Genomic DNA, 18,844 nt, shown 5'->3' on the forward strand with positions numbered 1-18,844 from the left:
AGATTGTGAGGAGAATGTAAATGAAAAAGTGGGCTCAAAGAGTATCTTGCTTCATACTTGTGGCCGCTATATGGTCCGGCTGGTTTTCGCTTACGATTAAAGCGGCCGCTTATGTGCAGACGTCTGGTACACAATTTACGCTGAACAATCAACCATTTTACTTCGCCGGCACAAATAATTACTATTTCCATTACAAATCTAAAAAAATGGTAGATGCTGTGTTCGATGATATGAAAGCAATGAATTTAAAGGTCATACGGATTTGGGGCTTTCACGACGGGGCCCCTCAAGAAAACTCAGTCTTACAATCTAGTCCAGGGGTCTATGAAGAATCGGGATTTCAAAAACTAGATTATGCCATTTATAAAGCAGGAAAGGAAGGAATAAAGCTTGTCATCCCACTAGTGAACAATTGGGATGACTTCGGCGGTATGAATCAATATGTGAAGTGGTTCGGGGCAGGATCGCATGATGCCTTTTATACAGATCCTCGTATTCAAAAGGCTTACAAAAATTATGTCCGCTATGTATTAGAAAGAACCAATACGTATACAGGTGTTCAATATAAAGACGATCCAGCTATTATGACGTGGGAATTAGCCAACGAGCCGCGGATGCAGTCAGATCCAACGGGAAATGGACTAGTCAAATGGGCAGATGAAATGAGTACATGGATCAAATCGCTTGATCGTCACCACCTTGTTGCAGTAGGAGATGAAGGATTCTTTCGTATACCAGGACATGAAGATTGGTTTTACGGAGGAGGGGAAGGCGTCGATTGGGACCGTCTAACATCTCTTCCTAATATCGATTATGGAACCTATCATCTGTACCCAGACCATTGGAACAAGTCTGCTGTCTGGGGAGTGAAATGGATCGAAGACCATATCACCCGCGGAAATTCAATCGGAAAACCAGTTGTGCTAGAAGAGTTTGGCTACCAAAATCAATCAGCTCGTCCAGACGTATATCAAAGCTGGCTGTCAGCGGTAGAGCGGCTTGGAGGAGCTGGCAGTCAATTTTGGATTTTAACAAGCATTCAGGATGATGACTCGCTTTATCCGGATTATGACGGATTCCGCATCATAAAAGGGAGCAGGGAGGCAGCACTTATCAGTGAACATGCGAAAAGAATGAATGAAAAAAACCGATGATGAATGCCTGCTGAATAAGGAACTTCATTTGCATAAAAAAATTGGATATGGTATAGTTTTTATGGAAATGCTAACGATTACCGAGACAAGAGTGGGGAAACCCGCTCTTTTGTATTGAACAGGCAATTTTTGTCTCGACATTATTCATCCGTTTTCTGCTCCCCCTGCTCACATAAAGCAGGGTTTTTATGCAGAATGATTGATAAGAGCGTTTATCGAAAGCACAAGGAGGAAGAGAATGAGCAAAAAAGTAGTGGATGTCGTAAGCGAAATGGTGCAGCCAATTTTAGATGGCTTACAGCTTGAACTCGTTGATGTTGAATTTGTCAAAGAGGGTCAAAACTGGTTCCTTCGCGTGTTTATTGACTCTGATAAAGGTGTCGATATCGAAGAGTGTGCCAAAGTGAGCGAAGCCTTGAGCGAAAAGCTTGATGAGGCAGATCCGATTAGCCAAAACTACTTTCTTGAAGTGTCCTCTCCTGGAGCGGAGCGCCCATTAAAGAAAAAAGCTGATTTTGAAAAAGCACTTGGAAAAAATGTTTTCATGAAAACATATGAACCAATTGATGGTGAAAAAGCATTTGAAGGTGAGCTTACAAGCTTTGATGGTGAGATTGCAACAGTGACAGTGAAGATCAAGACAAGAAAGAAAGAGATCAATATTCCATACGAAAAAATAGCTAACGCAAGATTAGCAGTTTCGTTCAATTAACCTTTTCATTGATATAAGGGGGAACCATAAAAATGAGTAGTGAGTTGTTAGATGCCCTGACTGTTCTTGAGAAAGAGAAGGGTATTAGTAAAGAAATTATAATTGAAGCGATAGAAGCTGCACTCATTTCTGCATATAAGCGTAATTTTAATCAAGCACAAAATGTTCGTGTTGATTTAAACCGCGAAACGGGAACGATTCGTGTGTTCGCAAGAAAAGATGTTGTAGATGAAGTGTATGATTCTCGCCTTGAAATCTCTGTAGATGATGCAGCCAATATTAACCCGAATTACATGGTGGGTGACGTCGTTGAGATTGAAGTCACACCAAAAGACTTCGGACGCATTGCAGCTCAGACAGCGAAACAAGTTGTGACGCAGCGAGTGAGAGAAGCAGAGCGTGGTGTTATCTACACTGAGTTTATCGACCGCGAGGAAGACATTATGACGGGAATCGTTCAGCGAATTGACAGTAAATTCATTTACGTGTCACTTGGCAAAATCGAAGCCCTTCTTCCTGTCAATGAACAAATGCCAAATGAAGAATACAAACCTCATGACCGCATTAAAGTGTTCATTACAAAAGTAGAAAAAACAACAAAAGGGCCACAAATTTATGTGTCTAGAACACATCCAGGTCTTTTAAAGCGTTTATTTGAAATTGAAGTACCAGAAATTTATGATGGTACTGTAGAGCTTAAATCGGTTGCTAGAGAAGCTGGAGACCGTTCTAAAATATCTGTTCGTACAGATGATCCTGATGTTGATCCAGTTGGCTCCTGTGTTGGACCAAAAGGTCAGCGTGTACAAGCAATTGTCAATGAGCTAAAAGGCGAAAAAATTGACATTGTCCATTGGTCTAATGACCCGGTTGAATTTGTTGCCAATGCGCTGAGTCCATCAAAAGTACTTGATGTCATTGTGAATGAAGAAGACAAGGCGACAACAGTCATTGTCCCTGATTATCAGCTGTCATTAGCGATTGGTAAAAGAGGTCAAAATGCTCGTCTTGCAGCGAAGCTGACCAGCTGGAAAATTGACATTAAAAGCGAAACAGATGCAAGGGAACTCGGTATTTTCCCAAGAACTGAAGACTCTGAATCTCTTTTCTTAGAGGCTGAACCAGTAGCTGAGGAATCTGACGAATAAGAGGTGATATAAAAGGTGAAAAGCCGAAAAAAAATCCCGCTTAGAAAATGCGTCGTGACGGGAGAAATGAAACCAAAGAAAGAACTGATCCGTGTTGTTCGTTCGAAAGAAGGAGAAGTGTCAGTTGACGCTACTGGAAAAATGAACGGACGCGGAGCTTACCTTTCTCTCGATAAAGAAACCATTCTTGCGGCAAAGAACAAACGCAGTTTACAGCAGCAATTTCAGACACAGATTGACGAACACATATTTGAAGAATTACTAGAACTAGCTGAAAAGGTGAAAAAACCTAATGAATGAATCTGAATGGTATCCTTTGCTTGGTCTAGCAAATCGAGCTCGTAAAGTCGTGTCAGGAGAAGATCTGGTGATCAAAGAAATTAGACATGCGCGTGCTAAGCTGGTTCTTCTTGCAGCAGATGCCTCACCTAACACAGAAAAAAAGGTATCTGACAAATGCAAATTTTATAATGTTCCGGTTAGAAAAGTTGAAGACCGTTCCGTTCTCGGACGTTCTATTGGGAAAGAAGCTCGCGTAGTTGTCGCTGTCACTGACCAAGGCTTCGCTAAGAAGCTCATAAGCTTGCTCGATTAATTTATTTGGGGGTGAACGAATGGCTAAAGTGAGAGTATATGAATACGCAAAAGCCATAGATGTTTCAAGTAAAGATATTATAGCAGCGCTTAAGGATATGAACGTGGAAGTGAACAACCACATGGCGACGCTTGAAGACGACACTGTGAAAAAGCTAGACGCTATCTATAAAAAAGCCAAAGCAAAAGAGACAGCTAACGAGAAACCCGCAGAACAAAAAAAACAATCATCTAACAAAAACAATGATAGAAAGAAGAATGACGTGCAGAATAATCAATTTAATAAAAACAAAAAAAACAACAACCAAAACAAAAACAAAAATAAACGCGGTGGAAATAACAAACCGCAGCATCAGCAAGCTAGACCTGTGAAGCCTAAAAAAGAGCTTCCTGAAAAAATTGAATTTACAAATTCAATGACTGTCGGCCAGCTGGCTGATGAGCTTGGAAAAGAAACAGCTGAAATCATCAAAAAGCTGATGATGCTTGGTGTCATGGCAACGATCAACCAAGAACTTGACAAAGATACAGTTGAATTAATCGCTTCTGAATATGGTGTTCCAGTAGAGGAAGTCATTATTTTAGAAGAAACTGAACTTGAAAAGTATGAAGTTGAAGATAAAGAAGAAGATATGCAAGTACGCCCTCCAGTTGTAACGATCATGGGACACGTTGACCACGGGAAAACAACTCTTCTTGACAGCATTCGTAAGACAAAAGTCGTCGAAGGCGAAGCAGGTGGAATCACGCAGCATATCGGTGCATACCAAATCGAAGAAAATGGCAAAAAAATTACGTTCCTTGATACACCTGGACACGCAGCATTTACAACGATGCGTGCACGTGGTGCCGAAGTAACGGATACGACAATTCTGGTCGTTGCAGCAGATGATGGTGTCATGCCGCAAACAATTGAAGCGATTAACCATGCGAAAGCGGCAGAAGTGCCAATCATTGTCGCTGTCAATAAAATTGACAAACCAACAGCAAACCCTGACCGCGTGATGCAGGAATTAACTGAGCATGGTCTTGTACCAGAAGCTTGGGGCGGGGAAACGATCTTCGTGCCACTATCTGCAAAAACAGGTGAAGGCATTGACGAATTGATCGAAATGATCCTTCTTGTCAGCGAAGTAGCAGAACTGAAAGCCAACCCAAATCGTGCGGCAAAAGGGACTGTTATCGAGGCTGAGCTTGATAAAGGAAGAGGTTCTGTTGCAACCCTTCTTGTTCAAACAGGTACACTTCATGTAGGTGACCCAATCGTTGTCGGAAATACCTTTGGCCGTGTACGTGCAATGGTTAATGACATCGGCCGCCGCGTGAAAACAGCTGGACCATCTACACCTGTTGAAATCACTGGTTTAAATGATGTACCAAATGCAGGGGATCAGTTCCTCGTGTTCAAAGATGAAAAAACAGCTCGTCAAGTCGGTGAGGCGCGTGCTTCTAAGCAGCTGGACGAACAGCGTTCAGACAAAGCAAAATTATCTCTAGACGACCTATTTGAGCAAATCAAACAAGGTGACGTAAAAGATATCAACTTGATCGTGAAAGCAGACGTACAAGGCTCTGCTGAAGCATTAACGGCAGCTCTACAAAAAATTGAAGTCGAAGGCGTAAAAGTGAAAATCATCCATACGGGTGTTGGAGCGATTACAGAATCAGACATCATTTTAGCAAGTGCTTCTAATGCCATCGTAATCGGCTTTAACGTACGCCCTGATGGAAATGCGAAGAGCACAGCTGAAACAGAGAACGTAGATATCCGTTTGCACCGCATTATCTATAAAGTCATCGATGAAATTGAAGCTGCGATGAAAGGAATGCTTGACCCTGAATATGAAGAAAAAGTCATCGGTCAAGTTGAAGTTCGTCAAACGTTCAAAGTATCTAAAATCGGTACAATTGCTGGCGGCTATGTAACTGAAGGAACGATTACAAGAGATAGCGGAATCCGCTTAATCCGTGACGGCGTCGTTATTTTCGAAGGCGAAGTTGACGTATTAAAACGATTTAAAGATGATGTGAAAGAAGTTTCACAAGGCTATGAATGTGGTATTACCATTAAGAAATACAATGATATCCGTGAAGGTGATGTTATGGAATCATTCGTTATGCAAGAAATCGAAAGAAAATGATCGGTTATACCGAATGTGAGTGTATGATCTATGATGCATCCTCACTGAAGGAAAAACGTGCGGTTCTTCAGCGTATATTGACAAGAACGCGTCATAAATTCAATGTAACCATTGCTGAAATGGATTACCAGGATACATGGCAGCGTACATCAATTGGAATCGCCGTGGTTTCCTCATCTCGGGTTCAAGTGGAAAAGGAACTTCAGCGTGTATTAAGCTTTATCGATTCTTTTCCAGAAATTGAACGAACGATCACGAAAACTGAGTGGTTTTAATTAGAGGTGATAAGATCATGAGTATGAGAGCAACCCGTGTGGGTGAGCAAATGAAAAAAGAATTGGGCGACATCCTAGGCAGAAAGCTAAAAGATCCAAGAATCGGCTTTTTGACTGTAACCGATGTCGAAGTATCCGGTGATTTGCAAATTGCCAAAGTCTACATTTCTGTTCTTGGCGACGAGAAGAAAAGAGAGGAAACCTTAAAAGGCCTTGCAAAGGCTAAAGGGTACATCCGCTCTGAAATTGGCAATCGAATCAGACTTCGCAAAACACCAGAACTTCATTTTGAATTCGACGAATCCGTAGATTACGGAAACCGAATTGAAAGCCTGATTGCTGAATTAAACACAAAAGATCACGAATAAGACGTTGAAATAAGGATAGGCGATGATCGTCTGTCCTTTTTCATCGTTTATGAAAGGAGAGAACGCAGATGATAAATGGTGTTCTTTTATTACATAAAGAAAGAGGCATGACCTCTCATGACTGTGTGTTTAAGGTAAGAAAAATCTTGCACACAAAAAAAGTCGGACATACAGGCACCCTCGACCCAGAGGTTTCAGGTGTTCTGCCTATTTGTATCGGAAGAGCAACGAAGATTGTAGAATACTTAACAGATAAATCGAAAACGTATGATGCAGAAATCACGATTGGTTTTTCTACAACAACAGAAGACCAAACAGGTGAGATCGTAGAAGAAAAAAAAGTGGAAAAACCGATCTCAGAAAAAGACATTGATGCGGCGCTGAAGCAGTTTGAAGGAACCATTGAACAAATTCCTCCCATGTTTTCTGCTGTGAAAATTGGCGGGAAAAAGCTCTATGAATATGCTAGAGAAGGTATTGAAATTGAACGGCCAAGCCGTGAAATTACCATTCACCGTATCGAGCGGACTACACCTGTCACATATGAGGATGGCAGCGTGTCATTTAGATTCACCGTACTATGCTCAAAGGGAACATATGTGAGAACATTAGCGGTTGATATCGGGAAGAAACTAGGGTTTCCAGCCCACATGTCACACCTCATTCGCACAGGGTCTGGTGATTTTACACTTGATGAATGTATCACGCTGGATGAGCTGCGAGAGATAAGCGAGGAAGGAACTGTAGATGAGCACCTTGTTCCGATCGAGCGTGCGCTCAATCATTTGCCGAAATGGGAGATAAATGATACATTAGCAAGTAAAGTGGAAAACGGTGCAGTCCTGCCAATGCCTGATGAATTTGCTCATTTCGCAGAGGAGGATCGTGTCGCTGTTTTTGCTCCTTCAGGTCGTTGTCTGGCGATATATATGAAGCACCCGACCAAACCGAACCTGATGAAGCCGGCGAAGATCTTATCTCAGGACAAGCAATCTTAAAGAAAAGGTGACATCTCGTGAAGACTATACATATTTCACACCCACATACATTGAATCAAAAGGATCAAGTCCCGTCTGTCATGGCTTTAGGGTACTTTGACGGTGTTCACCTCGGGCATCAAAAAGTCATTGATGAAGCAAGAAGCATTGCGAAAAAAGAAGGATTGGCCTTAGCGGTCATGACCTTTCATCCGCATCCATCACATGTTTTGCAAAAGGCACGGGAACCAAAAGACTTAATTACACCGCTTGAGGATAAAATTGATTTTATCAAGCAGCTGGGCGCTGACTATTTATACATCGTACAATTCAGCGAGAGCTTTGCAGCTCTATCTCCTCAAGAGTTTGTGGATCAATATTTGGATGAATTGAATGTGAAGCACGCAGTAGCGGGGTTTGATTTTACGTTTGGCCGTTTTGGTGCAGGCACAATGGAAACGTTTGATGAATATGGAAAAGGCCGTATCACGGCAACCATCGTCCCTAAGCTGTCCAATCAAGACCGAAAAGTCAGCTCCACTCTCATCCGTTCCGCATTAAAAAATGGGGATGTTGAATATGTGAGCGAGCTTCTAGGAAAACCTTATCAGCTTCGCGGCATTGTCATCCATGGAGACAAACGCGGACGGACGATCGGGTTTCCGACAGCTAATGTCGGCTTATCTGCTGAATACATTATTCCGCCAACAGGGGTATATGCTGTAAGAGCAGAAGTGAAAGGCAAAGTATATGACGGCGTTTGTAATGTTGGGTATAAACCAACGTTTTATGAAAAGCGACCTGATCAGCCTGCCATTGAAGTAAACCTCTTTGATTTTAACGAAGAAATATATGGCCAGCCGATTAAATTACAATGGTTCAAGCGCATACGCAGTGAACGTAAATTTAACGGAATTCAGGAGCTGACGGCTCAAATTAGTCAAGATAAAGAAGAAGCGATTCAGTTTTTTCAAGATCAACACAAGCAAACAAAAAAAATATAGAAAAACTGCTCTACCATTTGCAAATTCAGCATATTTTTAGTATGATAATTCCTGTAGCTTTAAAACCACTTACTTGGCAGGCCGACTTCACCGACGGTTGCGAGGTAGATGGGGCTAACATGATTTGGAGGTGAAACAGGATGGCAATTACTCAAGAGCGTAAAACGCAATTAATTAATGAGTTCAAAACACACGAATCTGATACTGGATCTCCAGAAGTTCAGATCGCTGTCCTAACAGAATCAATTAACAACTTGAACGAGCATTTACGTACTCATAAGAAAGATCACCACTCACGTCGCGGTCTTTTGAAAATGGTAGGTAGACGTCGTAATCTTCTTACGTATCTACGTAATAAAGACGTAACTCGTTACCGTGAGTTAATTAACAAACTAGGCTTACGTCGATAATCGTAAAAAGCGGGAGGATTCCCGCTTTTTTATCGTATAATCACTAATATTTTATGGTTAAAATGTTGAAAGAATGGCAAAAACCCTTCTACATACAGCTTTCACATTGATATGTGAAAATCATTTTGTTCATAATAAGAACTAACTAAAACTTTACGATAAGAGAGGAGTTTATCTCAGAATGGGACAAGAGAAACATGTCTTCACCATAGACTGGGCTGGACGTCAACTGACAGTTGAAACTGGCCAGCTTGCAAAGCAAGCAAACGGAGCGGTCCTCGTACGCTACGGAGATACAGCTGTGCTTAGCTCAGCAACAGCTTCTAAAGAACCAAAACCACTTGATTTCTTCCCGCTCACTGTGAACTACGAAGAAAGACTATACGCAGTAGGTAAAATTCCTGGCGGCTTCATTAAAAGAGAAGGCCGTCCAAGTGAAAAGGCGATCCTTGCAAGCCGCTTAATTGACAGACCAATTCGTCCGCTGTTTGCAGATGGATTTAGAAACGAAGTACAAGTTATTAGTATCGTCATGAGTGTGGATCAAGATTGCTCATCTGAAATGGCTGCAATGTTTGGCTCATCTTTAGCTTTATGTGTGTCTGACATTCCATTTGAGGGACCAATCGCCGGCGTTACAGTAGGACGAGTGGATGGAAAGCTGATCATTAACCCAAATGTGGAGCAGCTTGAACAAAGTGACATCAATCTTGTGGTTGCTGGAACAAAAGATGCGATCAACATGGTAGAAGCTGGTGCTGATGAAGTACCGGAAGAAACAATGCTTGAAGCGATCATGTACGGTCACCAAGAAATAAAACGCTTAATCGAATTCCAAGAAGAAATTGTGAAGGCAGTCGGTAAAGAAAAAATCGATATTCCTTTATATGAAGTAGATCAAACGTTAGCAGACGAAGTAAAAGCCCTTGCTGAAGCAGACCTGCTGAAAGCGATTCAAGTACATGAGAAGCATGCGCGTGAGGATGCAATCAGTGCTGTGAAAAAAGCTGTAGTCGAAAAGTTTGAAGCAGAAGAACGTGACGAAGCAACGATTAAACAAGCGAAAGATGTATTAAATAAGCTTGTCAAAAACGAAGTTCGCCGTCTGATCACTGAAGAGAAAGTACGTCCAGATGGACGCGGTGTAGATCAAATCCGCCCACTTTCTTCAGAAGTAGGACTCCTGCCAAGAACGCACGGTTCAGGCTTATTTACAAGAGGACAAACACAGGCGCTCAGTATTTGTACATTAGGTGCACTTGGCGATGTGCAAATTCTTGATGGTCTAGGTGTTGAAGAATCAAAACGCTTCATGCATCATTACAACTTCCCGCAATTCAGTGTTGGTGAGACAGGTCCAATGCGTGGTCCAGGCCGCCGTGAGATCGGACATGGCGCACTAGGTGAACGTGCACTAGAACCGGTGATTCCATCCGAAAAAGATTTCCCTTATACGGTTCGCCTTGTTTCAGAGGTATTAGAATCAAACGGGTCTACATCACAAGCAAGTATTTGCGCAAGCACACTTGCGATGATGGATGCGGGTGTTCCAATTAAAGCACCAGTTGCAGGGATTGCAATGGGACTTGTGAAATCAGGGGAATACTACACAGTGCTGACAGACATTCAAGGAATGGAAGATGCACTTGGAGATATGGACTTTAAAGTTGCAGGTACATCAAAAGGTGTCACAGCACTTCAAATGGACATCAAAATCGATGGTCTATCAAAAGACATCTTAGAAGAAGCTCTTCAACAAGCGAAAAAAGGAAGAATGGAAATCCTAGACAGCATGCTGTCAACGATTCCTGCTTCTAGAGGAGAATTGTCTCGTTATGCACCAAAAATCTTAACGATGACAATCAATCCGGATAAAATTCGCGATGTCATTGGACCAAGCGGTAAACAAATCAATAAAATCATTGAAGATACCGGTGTGAAAATCGATATTGAACAAGATGGTACAATCTTTATTTCTTCTACAGAAGAAGATATGAACCAAAAAGCGAAGAAAATCATTGAAGATCTTGTGAGAGAAGTTGAAGTAGGACAGCTTTACCTAGGTAAAGTCAAACGCATTGAAAAATTCGGTGCCTTCCTTGAAATCTTCAGTGGAAAAGATGGACTTGTTCATATTTCTGAGCTTGCGCTTGAGCGTGTGGGCAAAGTAGAAGATGTTGTGAAACTTGGCGATGAATTACTTGTCAAAGTCACTGAAATCGATAAACAAGGCCGTGTGAACCTTTCTCGGAAAGCTGTTTTACGTGAAGAAAAGGAAAAAGAAGAAAAGCAGTCTTAATGAGATCAAATAAAATGTGTTAGAAGCCAGGTATCCGTGCCAGGCTTCTTTCTTTTCTTGCGCTAACAATAGTTCTAGCTTGTTTCTCCCCATCATAATTTGTGGTAAAGGGGAGGGACAACCATTGAAAAAAACGTTACCATTCATTGTGTTTGTATTTTTACTGCTCGTGTCATATCAAACGATGAAGCAGCCGGCTGCTGTTACATATATTGAATCAATGAAAGAGCATGCCGAGGTAGCATCTGTTTCAAAAGATATTTTATATCAGGAGATTGAATCGAAGTCTTCTGACTATGAAGTAAAGGCGCAAAATGCTAAGATTGATAAAGTGTGGAAAAAGATACCTGGCTTAAATGGACAGACAGTTGATATCGATGCTTCTTATGAAAAAATGAAGAAACAAGGGTCATTCGATGAAAAGCTGCTTGTTTTGAATGAAACAAAACCATCTATTCATTTACATGAACTTGGTGCTGAGCCCATTTATAAAGGCCATCCAGATAAAAAAATGAATGCATTCCTCATCAACGTAGCTTGGGGTGACGAGCATTTAATCAACATGTTAAAGACGCTGGAAAAGCATCAAGTCAAGGCGACCTTTTTCTTAGAAGGCAAATGGGTGAAAAAAAGCACAGAGCTTGCTAAAAAAATCGTGGCAGATGGTCATGAAATTGGAAATCATTCATACAATCACCCAGATATGCGCACACTGACAAGAGAACGAGCATTAGAGCAGATAACGAAAACAAATCGCCAAATTGAAGAATCCCTTGGGAAGAAACCAAAATGGTTTGCGCCTCCAAGCGGCAGCTTTAAAGAAGAAACAGTTAAGCTTGCCAAACAAGAAGGCATGGAAACCATTATGTGGACAGTAGACACCATCGACTGGCAAAAGCCATCACCGGCTATTTTACAAAAGCGGGTGCTTGGGAAAATTCACAATGGGGCGATGATATTAATGCATCCAACAGATGCAACGGCGAAAAGTCTTGACGCACTTATCACTCAAATCAAGGAAAGAGGATATGAATTAGGGACGGTTTCTGACCTCCTAAGTGAAAAAAGACATCCGTGATGCGATCTGTTTGTTGAATAGGAGGAGCAAAACTTGGTCAAAACGTATACTTGCCAAAACGGAGTAAGAATTGTACTCGAAAACAATCCCACTGTAAGGTCTGTCGCAATTGGCGTCTGGATTGGAACAGGCTCTAGACATGAGACACCTGAAATTAATGGGATCTCACACTTTTTAGAGCATATGTTCTTTAAAGGGACAAAGACAAGATCTGCACGTGATATCGCAGAATCCTTTGACCGCATTGGTGGTCAAGTGAATGCCTTTACATCAAAAGAATATACTTGCTACTATGCAAAGGTGCTTGATTCACATGCTGGCTACGCCCTCGATGTATTAAGCGACATGTTCTTTCACTCTGCTTTTGATGAAGAAGAGCTGAAAAAAGAAAAAAATGTGGTGTATGAAGAAATTAAAATGTATGAGGATACACCTGATGACATCGTTCATGATTTATTAAGCAAAGCCATTTATGGTGAACATTCATTAGGATATCCGATTTTAGGAACAGAGGAAACACTTTCTACCTTTAACGGAGACTCACTTAGAAAATATATGGATGAATTCTACACGCCGGACCGCGTTGTGATCTCTGTTGCAGGGAACGTAGATGAGACCTTTATTCGTGAGGTTGAAAAGCTATTCGGCTCTTATGAAGGAAAAGGGAAAAAGCAGCCTGTCGAAGCCCCAGCATTTCATTATGACAAGCTCACACGCAAAAAGGAAACGGAACAAGCGCACCTATGCCTGGGCTTTAATGGCCTTCCAGCGGGAGATAAAGGCATCTATGACTTAATCGTCTTAAATAATGTTCTTGGCGGAAGCATGAGCAGCCGATTATTCCAGGATGTAAGAGAGGACAAAGGACTTGCTTATTCCGTCTTCAGCTATCACAGTTCATTTGCAGATAATGGAATGCTGACGATTTATGGCGGAACTGGAGCGAAGCAGCTAAACCTGCTTTCTGAGACCATTTTACAAACATTAGACGTCTTAAAGCGTGAGGGAATCACGCAGAAAGAACTAGAGAACTCTAAGGAGCAAATGAAAGGCAACCTTATGCTCAGCCTTGAAAGCACAAACAGCAAGATGAGCCGAAACGGTAAAAATGAACTGCTCCTTGGCAAACATCGGACACTCGATGAAATTATTGACGAAATCAACAGCGTCACATTAGACGGCGTGAATAACTTATCTAAACGCATCTTTACAGAAGATTACGCGCTCTCGCTTATTAGTCCGACGGGTGATCAGCCATCATAATGTAAACAACACGGCAGACTCAAAACAGTCTGCCGTTTTTATTGTAGGTAAAGAAGAAAGGGGTTCTGCTTTCATGGAACTTGAAAAACTGAAACAGCTTTCTCCACTTCTGACACAAACTATTTCCTTCCAACGAATGACATCTGGTTTTTCGGGAGATCGTACCTTTTTGGTTACAATATCATCTAGTGAAAAGATGGTGCTTAAATTATCGGACATTCAAACGTATTCCCGCTTTAAAAGAAAAGCATCAGTTCAGCGGAAGTTTAAAGATCGAGGGATTCTTTGTTCTGAATTGATTGAGATTGGAATAAGTGCTGAACTAAACTGTACCTATCGTATTTTCTCCTATATTGAAGGCGAGATTGGTAGAGATTCCATCCATCTACTCACGAATGAAGAGCAGTATGAGATCGGGAGGCGGGCAGGTAGAGAGCTAAGTTTGATGCATGCATGTCATGCACCTTCTCATGTTCGTCCATGGAATGAGAAGGTCATGGCAAAACATGAACGGTATGTACATGCTTATCAATCAAGTGGCTTGTCGTTTCCCAATGATCAGTTTGTATTAGATTTTATCAAGTCGCATGCTGATGATGTAAAAGAGAGACCTAACCAGTTCCAGCATGATGATTTTCATTTAGGGAATATCATCATACAAGGTAATCAGTATGCTGGTGTGATTGATTTCGATCAATCCGACTGGGGCGACCCGGTTCATGACTTTTATAAATTGTCCTTATTTAGTCGAGAAAGCAGCATTCCGTTTTCAGTTGGACAATTGGATGAATACCTAAGTAAGCAGTCCACAAATAATTTTTGGATTCTTTTTTCCATCTATACAGCAATGAGCTGCTTTTCCTCTATTGTCTGGACACTTTCCTATGATCCGGGACATGTAAAAGACATGTTGAACCGAGTGGAGAGAATGCTGACAGATCATAATTACTTTCATCAACTTAAGCCTATTTGGTATACCAACTCGCATCACATAACTTGAAAAGAGCAGGACGGTCTATTTCTTCCTTTTGATGCATATATGATACGGAAGGGAAGTGATGCGATTTTGAGGCTGAGTGAACTGTCGGGAAAAGAGATTGTCGATATTAAAAGAGCGGAGCGGCTTGGCGTGCTTGGACAAACTGATCTTGAAATCAATGAACAGGACGGTCAAATTACAGCACTCATTATACCTTCCGTGAAGTGGTTTGGCTTTCGAAAACAAGGAAATGACATCCGCGTCCCGTGGAATCACATTCAAAAAATAGGATCAGATATGATCATTCTCGATGTGCCTGAAGAACTTCAGCCGCACGGAGAAAAAGAGCACCCACAATAATGGGTGCTCTTTTTCTTTTCTCTCTCTGATTCGTTCACAGGCTGAATCCTCTCCTCATATGCTGAAAGGGAGATTCAGAAAATATTACAGACTTTTTTAAATAAAGAAGGTGAACGGTCAGTATGTTGAGCGGTTTAACGGTTGCGGTGATCGGGGGAGATGCAAGGCAGCTTGAAATTATTCGCAAGTTGTCACAGCAGCATGCCAAAGTGTTTTTGGTCGGATTTGATCAGCTGGATCATGGATTTATCGGTGCTGAAAAGCTGAAAATGTCTGAACTTCCATTCGAACAAGTAGACAGTATGATCCTGCCAGTATCAGGGGCAACGGATGAAGGCGCTGTTGCTACAGTTTTTTCAAACGAGCAGGTCTTGCTAGAAGCTAAATATTTAGAAAGAACCCCTGCCCATTGTACCTTGTACTCAGGTATTTCAAATACGTACTTAGACAATCTGGCAAAGCAGGTGAACCGGAAGCTTGTGAAGCTGTTTGAGCGAGATGATATTGCCATATATAACTCTATTCCAACAGTTGAAGGAATTATCATGATGGCCATTCAGCAAACGGACTATACGATTCACGGGTCTCACGTCGCTGTTCTCGGACTTGGAAGAACAGGACTCACCATTGCGCGCACATTTCGGGCACTAGGGGCAGACGTAAAAGTAGGGGCGGCAGACACAGCACATTTAGCGCGTGCCTTTGAGATGGGACTTGATCCATTTTCAATGGACCAGTTAAAAGAAGAAGTAACGGATGTTGATATTATCATCAATACCATTCCAAGTCTTGTATTAGATTCATCTGTCATCGTCAGCATGACACCAAAGACACTCATTTTGGATATCGCCTCCCGCCCAGGCGGAACAGACTTTGACTTTGCACAAAAGCACGGAGTGAAGGCACTTCTTGCACCAGGACTCCCAGGGATTGTTGCACCAAAGACAGCAGGACAAATCATTGCAAAAGTGCTTTCCGGGCTTTTATGTGAACTTGCGGAGGAAAAAAGGGGGATGGAATCATGACAACATTAAAAGGGAAAAGAATCGGCTTTGGTTTAACAGGTTCCCACTGTACGTATGAAGCCGTTTTTCCGCAAATCGAAGCACTTGTAAAAGAAGGGGCAGAGGTGCGTCCAGTAGTGTCGTACACGGTGCAGAGCACGAATACGAGATTTGGAGAGGGAGCAGAGTGGATCGAGCGGATTGAGAAGCTGACTGGATTTAAGGCGATTGACTCAATCGTGAAAGCAGAGCCGCTTGGACCTAAGCTGCCGCTTGATTGTATGGTCATTGCTCCTTTAACTGGAAACTCAATGGCGAAATTTGCAAATGCCATGACAGACAGTCCTGTTTTAATGGCTGCTAAAGCGACCATTCGAAATCATCGACCTGTCGTTTTAGGTATCTCAACAAATGATGCGTTAGGCTTAAATGGTACAAATCTGATGAGACTGATGTCGACAAAGAATATTTTCTTTATTCCGTTTGGCCAAGATGATCCATTCAAAAAACCGACCTCTATGGTCGCAAATATGGATCTGCTATCTCAAACAGTAGAAGAGGCACTCCAGCATAGACAAATTCAGCCGATTTTAATTGGACCAAACGAATAATAGATTCACTAGAAAATCATGAAAGATTCAAAAAAGATGCTTCAAGCCTTGCTTTTCTATGGTAAAATAAAATGTAAAAAGTCATAGGATGGCCATCCGAAAGAAAAGAATCATGGATGGGTCGGAAGGAGTTTTACTGATGGGAAGAGGATTGCATGTAGCTGTAGTTGGAGCGACTGGAGCTGTCGGTCAACAAATGTTAAAAACACTAGCTGACAGAGATTTTGAAATGGATACACTTACTCTACTATCCTCAAAACGTTCTGCTGGAACAAAAGTGACATTCAGAGGTCAAGAGTACACTGTTCAGGAAGCAACACCTGAAAGTTTTGAAGGAGTGAATATTGCATTATTCAGTGCTGGAGGAAATGTTTCTAAAGCGCTGGCTCCTGAAGCAGTCAAACGAGGTGCGATTGTTGTAGACAACACTAGTGCTTTTCGTATGGACGAAAACATCCCTCTTGTCGTACCAGAGGTAAACGAAAAAGATTTGCATGATCATCAAGGGATCATTGCAAACCCTAACTGTTCAACGATTCAAATGGTAGCGGCATTAGAACCGCTTCGTCAGGCGTATGGAATGAAAAAAGTCATTGTTTCTACGTATCAAGCAGTATCAGGTGCGGGACATGAGGCCATTGACGAACTATACAGCCAATCACAAGCCATTTTAAATAAAGAAGATGTAACACCAGAAGTTATGCCTTATCAAATTGCATTTAATGCGATTCCGCAAATTGATAAATTCCAAGACAATGGCTATACATTCGAAGAAATGAAAATGATCAACGAAACGAAAAAAATCATGCATATGCCAGAGCTCGAAGTAGCGGCAACATGCGTGAGACTTCCAATTGAAACGGGACATTCAGAATCTGTCTACGTCGAACTAGAATCAAATGATGCAACAGTGGAAGACCTCAAATCAATTCTAAAAGATGCACCAGGAATTACGCTGCAAGATGATCCGTCTCAGCAAATTTATCCAATGCCTGCAGATGCTGTTGGGAAAAACGACGTATTTGTCGGCCGCATTCGGAAAGATTTGGACCGTCCAAACGGGTTCCATATGTGGATTGTATCTGATAACCTGCTTAAAGGTGCTGCATGGAACTCAGTTCAAATTGCAGAAAGCTTAAAAGCATTAAAATTAGTTTAACATTCAATGGATGATGAGGACGAACAGAAGAGAGTTAGGCATCTTTCGCCTGCTCTCTTCTGTTACGTCAGAATGAACTTGGAGTGAAAACAGTGAAAATAATTGTCCAAAAATTTGGCGGTACATCTGTCAAAGATGATCAAGGTAGAAAAAGGGCACTTGCACATATCTTATCTGCAAAAGAGAAAGGATATAAGTCGGTTGTCGTCGTTTCTGCAATGGGAAGAAAAGGCGATCCCTATGCGACAGATACGCTGCTTGGTCTGCTTTACGGCAGCGCGCAGCATATGACAAATCGAGAAAAAGACTTGCTTGTTTCCTGCGGAGAGAACATCTCAGCTGTTGTGTTTTCAAGTATGTTGAACGAGAACGGTCTAAAGGCTGTAGCGATGACTGGAGCTCAGGCGGGCTTTGTGACAGATAAGGAGCATACAAGTGCGAAAATTATTGACATGAAGTGCGAACGTCTGGAGGCAGCACTGTCTGAACATGATGTTGTCGTTGTTGCTGGATTCCAGGGAGCTGCGAAAAATGGAGACGTGACAACAATCGGACGAGGTGGCAGTGATACGTCCGCCGCTGCTTTAGGCGCAGCATTGCAGGCAGACTTTATTGATATTTTTACAGATGTAGAAGGTGTTATGACAGCAGATCCCCGCATTGTTGAAAATGCAAAACCGCTGAGAGTCGTGACATATACGGAAATTTGCAACCTCGCATATCAAGGGGCAAAAGTCATTCACCCGAGAGCTGTCGAAATTGCGATGCAGGCAAAAGTACCAATGAGGGTCCGTTCAACATACTCTGATGATGAGGGCACACTCGTTACATCACACTACTCAGATAAAATGAGCCATGATGTGTACGACCGCCTCATTACGGGTATTGCACATGTCAATGATGTGACGCAAATCAAAGTTCCAGCAAAAGAAGGTCAGTACAGCGTACAAACAGAGGTCTTCAAAGCAATGGCAAACGCACAAATCAGTGTCGACTTCTTCAACATCACACCGAGTGAAATTGTGTATACAGTAACAGGTGCAATGACTGAAAAGGCAACGTCGATCCTAAAAGATCTTGGCTATACGCCAATTGTGACAACAAATTGTGCGAAAGTATCAGCTGTTGGCGCAGGAATTATGGGTGTACCAGGTGTCACATCTAAAATTGTATCGGCACTATCCGAGCAAAACATTCCGATTTTACAATCTGCTGACAGTCATACGACCATTTGGGTGTTAGTGAACGAAGAAAACATGAGAGCGGCCGTCAATGCCCTGCATGAAGTGTTTGAACTTTCAAGATAAA

Annotated in this window: 20 protein-coding genes; all 20 read left to right on the top strand. The window is 42.0% G+C overall.

Annotated elements, in window-relative coordinates; genetic code table 11:
* The first annotated feature begins 20 nt into the window (after positions 1-20).
* Positions 21-1,154: a glycoside hydrolase 5 family protein gene (locus NST59_RS08145; protein WP_064498452.1), complete on the top strand. Its 1,134-nt coding sequence runs from the start codon at positions 21-23 to the stop codon at positions 1,152-1,154.
* A 238-nt stretch (positions 1,155-1,392) separates the two neighbouring features.
* Positions 1,393-1,866 (top strand): ribosome maturation factor RimP, encoded by a 474-nt coding sequence (gene rimP / locus NST59_RS08150; RefSeq protein WP_003211398.1) that lies wholly within the window; start codon positions 1,393-1,395, stop codon positions 1,864-1,866.
* A 32-nt stretch (positions 1,867-1,898) separates the two neighbouring features.
* Positions 1,899-3,014 (top strand): transcription termination factor NusA, encoded by a 1,116-nt coding sequence (nusA, locus tag NST59_RS08155; RefSeq protein ID WP_024424140.1) that lies wholly within the window; start codon positions 1,899-1,901, stop codon positions 3,012-3,014.
* A 15-nt stretch (positions 3,015-3,029) separates the two neighbouring features.
* Entirely contained in the window at positions 3,030-3,314 is a 285-nt protein-coding gene (gene rnpM / locus NST59_RS08160) for an RNase P modulator RnpM (RefSeq protein WP_024424139.1), read from the top strand.
* Positions 3,307-3,609, top strand: a complete 303-nt coding sequence (locus tag NST59_RS08165) for a YlxQ family RNA-binding protein (protein WP_039178647.1) — start codon at positions 3,307-3,309, stop codon at positions 3,607-3,609. The genes rnpM and NST59_RS08165 overlap by 8 nt, the downstream gene beginning before the upstream one ends.
* Positions 3,610-3,628: 19 nt before the next feature.
* Complete coding sequence (infB, locus tag NST59_RS08170) at positions 3,629-5,749, top strand: translation initiation factor IF-2 (protein ID WP_025092597.1); 2,121 nt, start codon at positions 3,629-3,631, stop codon at positions 5,747-5,749.
* Complete coding sequence (locus NST59_RS08175; protein WP_144490542.1) at positions 5,746-6,024, top strand: DUF503 domain-containing protein; 279 nt, start codon at positions 5,746-5,748, stop codon at positions 6,022-6,024. The genes infB and NST59_RS08175 overlap by 4 nt, the downstream gene beginning before the upstream one ends.
* A gap of 17 nt (positions 6,025-6,041) precedes the next feature.
* Positions 6,042-6,392, top strand: a complete 351-nt coding sequence (gene rbfA, locus NST59_RS08180; protein WP_007499525.1) for a 30S ribosome-binding factor RbfA — start codon at positions 6,042-6,044, stop codon at positions 6,390-6,392.
* A 68-nt stretch (positions 6,393-6,460) separates the two neighbouring features.
* On the top strand, positions 6,461-7,390 hold the full coding sequence (gene truB / locus NST59_RS08185) for a tRNA pseudouridine(55) synthase TruB (RefSeq protein ID WP_144490540.1): 930 nt from the start codon (positions 6,461-6,463) through the stop codon (positions 7,388-7,390).
* Between the two features lie 17 nt (positions 7,391-7,407).
* On the top strand, positions 7,408-8,373 hold the full coding sequence (ribF, locus tag NST59_RS08190; RefSeq protein WP_039178659.1) for a bifunctional riboflavin kinase/FAD synthetase: 966 nt from the start codon (positions 7,408-7,410) through the stop codon (positions 8,371-8,373).
* Positions 8,374-8,513: 140 nt separating this feature from the next.
* Positions 8,514-8,783: a 30S ribosomal protein S15 gene (gene rpsO / locus NST59_RS08195; RefSeq protein WP_008354438.1), complete on the top strand. Its 270-nt coding sequence runs from the start codon at positions 8,514-8,516 to the stop codon at positions 8,781-8,783.
* 181 nt (positions 8,784-8,964) lie between these two features.
* Positions 8,965-11,082 carry a polyribonucleotide nucleotidyltransferase gene (gene pnp, locus NST59_RS08200; RefSeq protein WP_024424134.1) on the top strand — a complete coding sequence of 706 codons (2,118 nt, stop codon included), beginning with the start codon at positions 8,965-8,967 and terminating at the stop codon, positions 11,080-11,082.
* Between the two features lie 124 nt (positions 11,083-11,206).
* On the top strand, positions 11,207-12,160 hold the full coding sequence (locus NST59_RS08205) for a polysaccharide deacetylase family protein (RefSeq protein ID WP_039178663.1): 954 nt from the start codon (positions 11,207-11,209) through the stop codon (positions 12,158-12,160).
* A 33-nt stretch (positions 12,161-12,193) separates the two neighbouring features.
* The gene (locus NST59_RS08210; protein ID WP_039178666.1) at positions 12,194-13,423 is read left to right on the top strand and encodes a M16 family metallopeptidase; all 1,230 of its coding nucleotides are present in this window, start codon (positions 12,194-12,196) and stop codon (positions 13,421-13,423) included.
* A gap of 73 nt (positions 13,424-13,496) precedes the next feature.
* Positions 13,497-14,423: an aminoglycoside phosphotransferase family protein gene (locus NST59_RS08215; protein ID WP_247544184.1), complete on the top strand. Its 927-nt coding sequence runs from the start codon at positions 13,497-13,499 to the stop codon at positions 14,421-14,423.
* A 66-nt stretch (positions 14,424-14,489) separates the two neighbouring features.
* A complete protein-coding gene (locus tag NST59_RS08220) occupies positions 14,490-14,762 on the top strand; it encodes a YlmC/YmxH family sporulation protein (RefSeq protein ID WP_024424130.1) in 273 nt (90 codons plus the stop codon).
* A 122-nt stretch (positions 14,763-14,884) separates the two neighbouring features.
* A complete protein-coding gene (dpaA, locus tag NST59_RS08225; protein ID WP_047202196.1) occupies positions 14,885-15,787 on the top strand; it encodes a dipicolinic acid synthetase subunit A in 903 nt (300 codons plus the stop codon).
* Positions 15,784-16,377, top strand: coding sequence for a dipicolinate synthase subunit B (dpaB, locus tag NST59_RS08230; RefSeq protein WP_058837664.1), 594 nt, complete (start codon positions 15,784-15,786; stop codon positions 16,375-16,377). Before dpaA ends, dpaB begins: the two co-directional genes overlap by 4 nt.
* 139 nt (positions 16,378-16,516) lie before the next feature.
* On the top strand, positions 16,517-17,536 hold the full coding sequence (gene asd, locus NST59_RS08235; protein WP_024427010.1) for an aspartate-semialdehyde dehydrogenase: 1,020 nt from the start codon (positions 16,517-16,519) through the stop codon (positions 17,534-17,536).
* A 92-nt stretch (positions 17,537-17,628) separates the two neighbouring features.
* Entirely contained in the window at positions 17,629-18,843 is a 1,215-nt protein-coding gene (dapG, locus tag NST59_RS08240; RefSeq protein ID WP_034662253.1) for an aspartate kinase, read from the top strand.
* Position 18,844: the final 1 nt, after the last annotated feature.

This window comes from Bacillus sp. FSL R5-0439 (assembly GCF_038008805.1).
Classification (GTDB): Bacteria; Bacillota; Bacilli; order Bacillales; family Bacillaceae; genus Bacillus; species Bacillus safensis.

Coding starts and splice junctions, on each gene's coding strand:
- NST59_RS08145 (WP_064498452.1), top strand. CDS start 21: ATGAAAAAGTGGGCTCAAAGAGTATCTTGCTTCATACTTGTGGCCGCT.
- rimP (WP_003211398.1), top strand. CDS start 1,393: ATGAGCAAAAAAGTAGTGGATGTCGTAAGCGAAATGGTGCAGCCAATT.
- nusA (WP_024424140.1), top strand. CDS start 1,899: ATGAGTAGTGAGTTGTTAGATGCCCTGACTGTTCTTGAGAAAGAGAAG.
- NST59_RS08165 (WP_039178647.1), top strand. CDS start 3,307: ATGAATGAATCTGAATGGTATCCTTTGCTTGGTCTAGCAAATCGAGCT.
- infB (WP_025092597.1), top strand. CDS start 3,629: ATGGCTAAAGTGAGAGTATATGAATACGCAAAAGCCATAGATGTTTCA.
- NST59_RS08175 (WP_144490542.1), top strand. CDS start 5,746: ATGATCGGTTATACCGAATGTGAGTGTATGATCTATGATGCATCCTCA.
- rbfA (WP_007499525.1), top strand. CDS start 6,042: ATGAGTATGAGAGCAACCCGTGTGGGTGAGCAAATGAAAAAAGAATTG.
- truB (WP_144490540.1), top strand. CDS start 6,461: ATGATAAATGGTGTTCTTTTATTACATAAAGAAAGAGGCATGACCTCT.
- rpsO (WP_008354438.1), top strand. CDS start 8,514: ATGGCAATTACTCAAGAGCGTAAAACGCAATTAATTAATGAGTTCAAA.
- pnp (WP_024424134.1), top strand. CDS start 8,965: ATGGGACAAGAGAAACATGTCTTCACCATAGACTGGGCTGGACGTCAA.
- NST59_RS08215 (WP_247544184.1), top strand. CDS start 13,497: ATGGAACTTGAAAAACTGAAACAGCTTTCTCCACTTCTGACACAAACT.
- dpaA (WP_047202196.1), top strand. CDS start 14,885: ATGTTGAGCGGTTTAACGGTTGCGGTGATCGGGGGAGATGCAAGGCAG.
- dpaB (WP_058837664.1), top strand. CDS start 15,784: ATGACAACATTAAAAGGGAAAAGAATCGGCTTTGGTTTAACAGGTTCC.
- asd (WP_024427010.1), top strand. CDS start 16,517: ATGGGAAGAGGATTGCATGTAGCTGTAGTTGGAGCGACTGGAGCTGTC.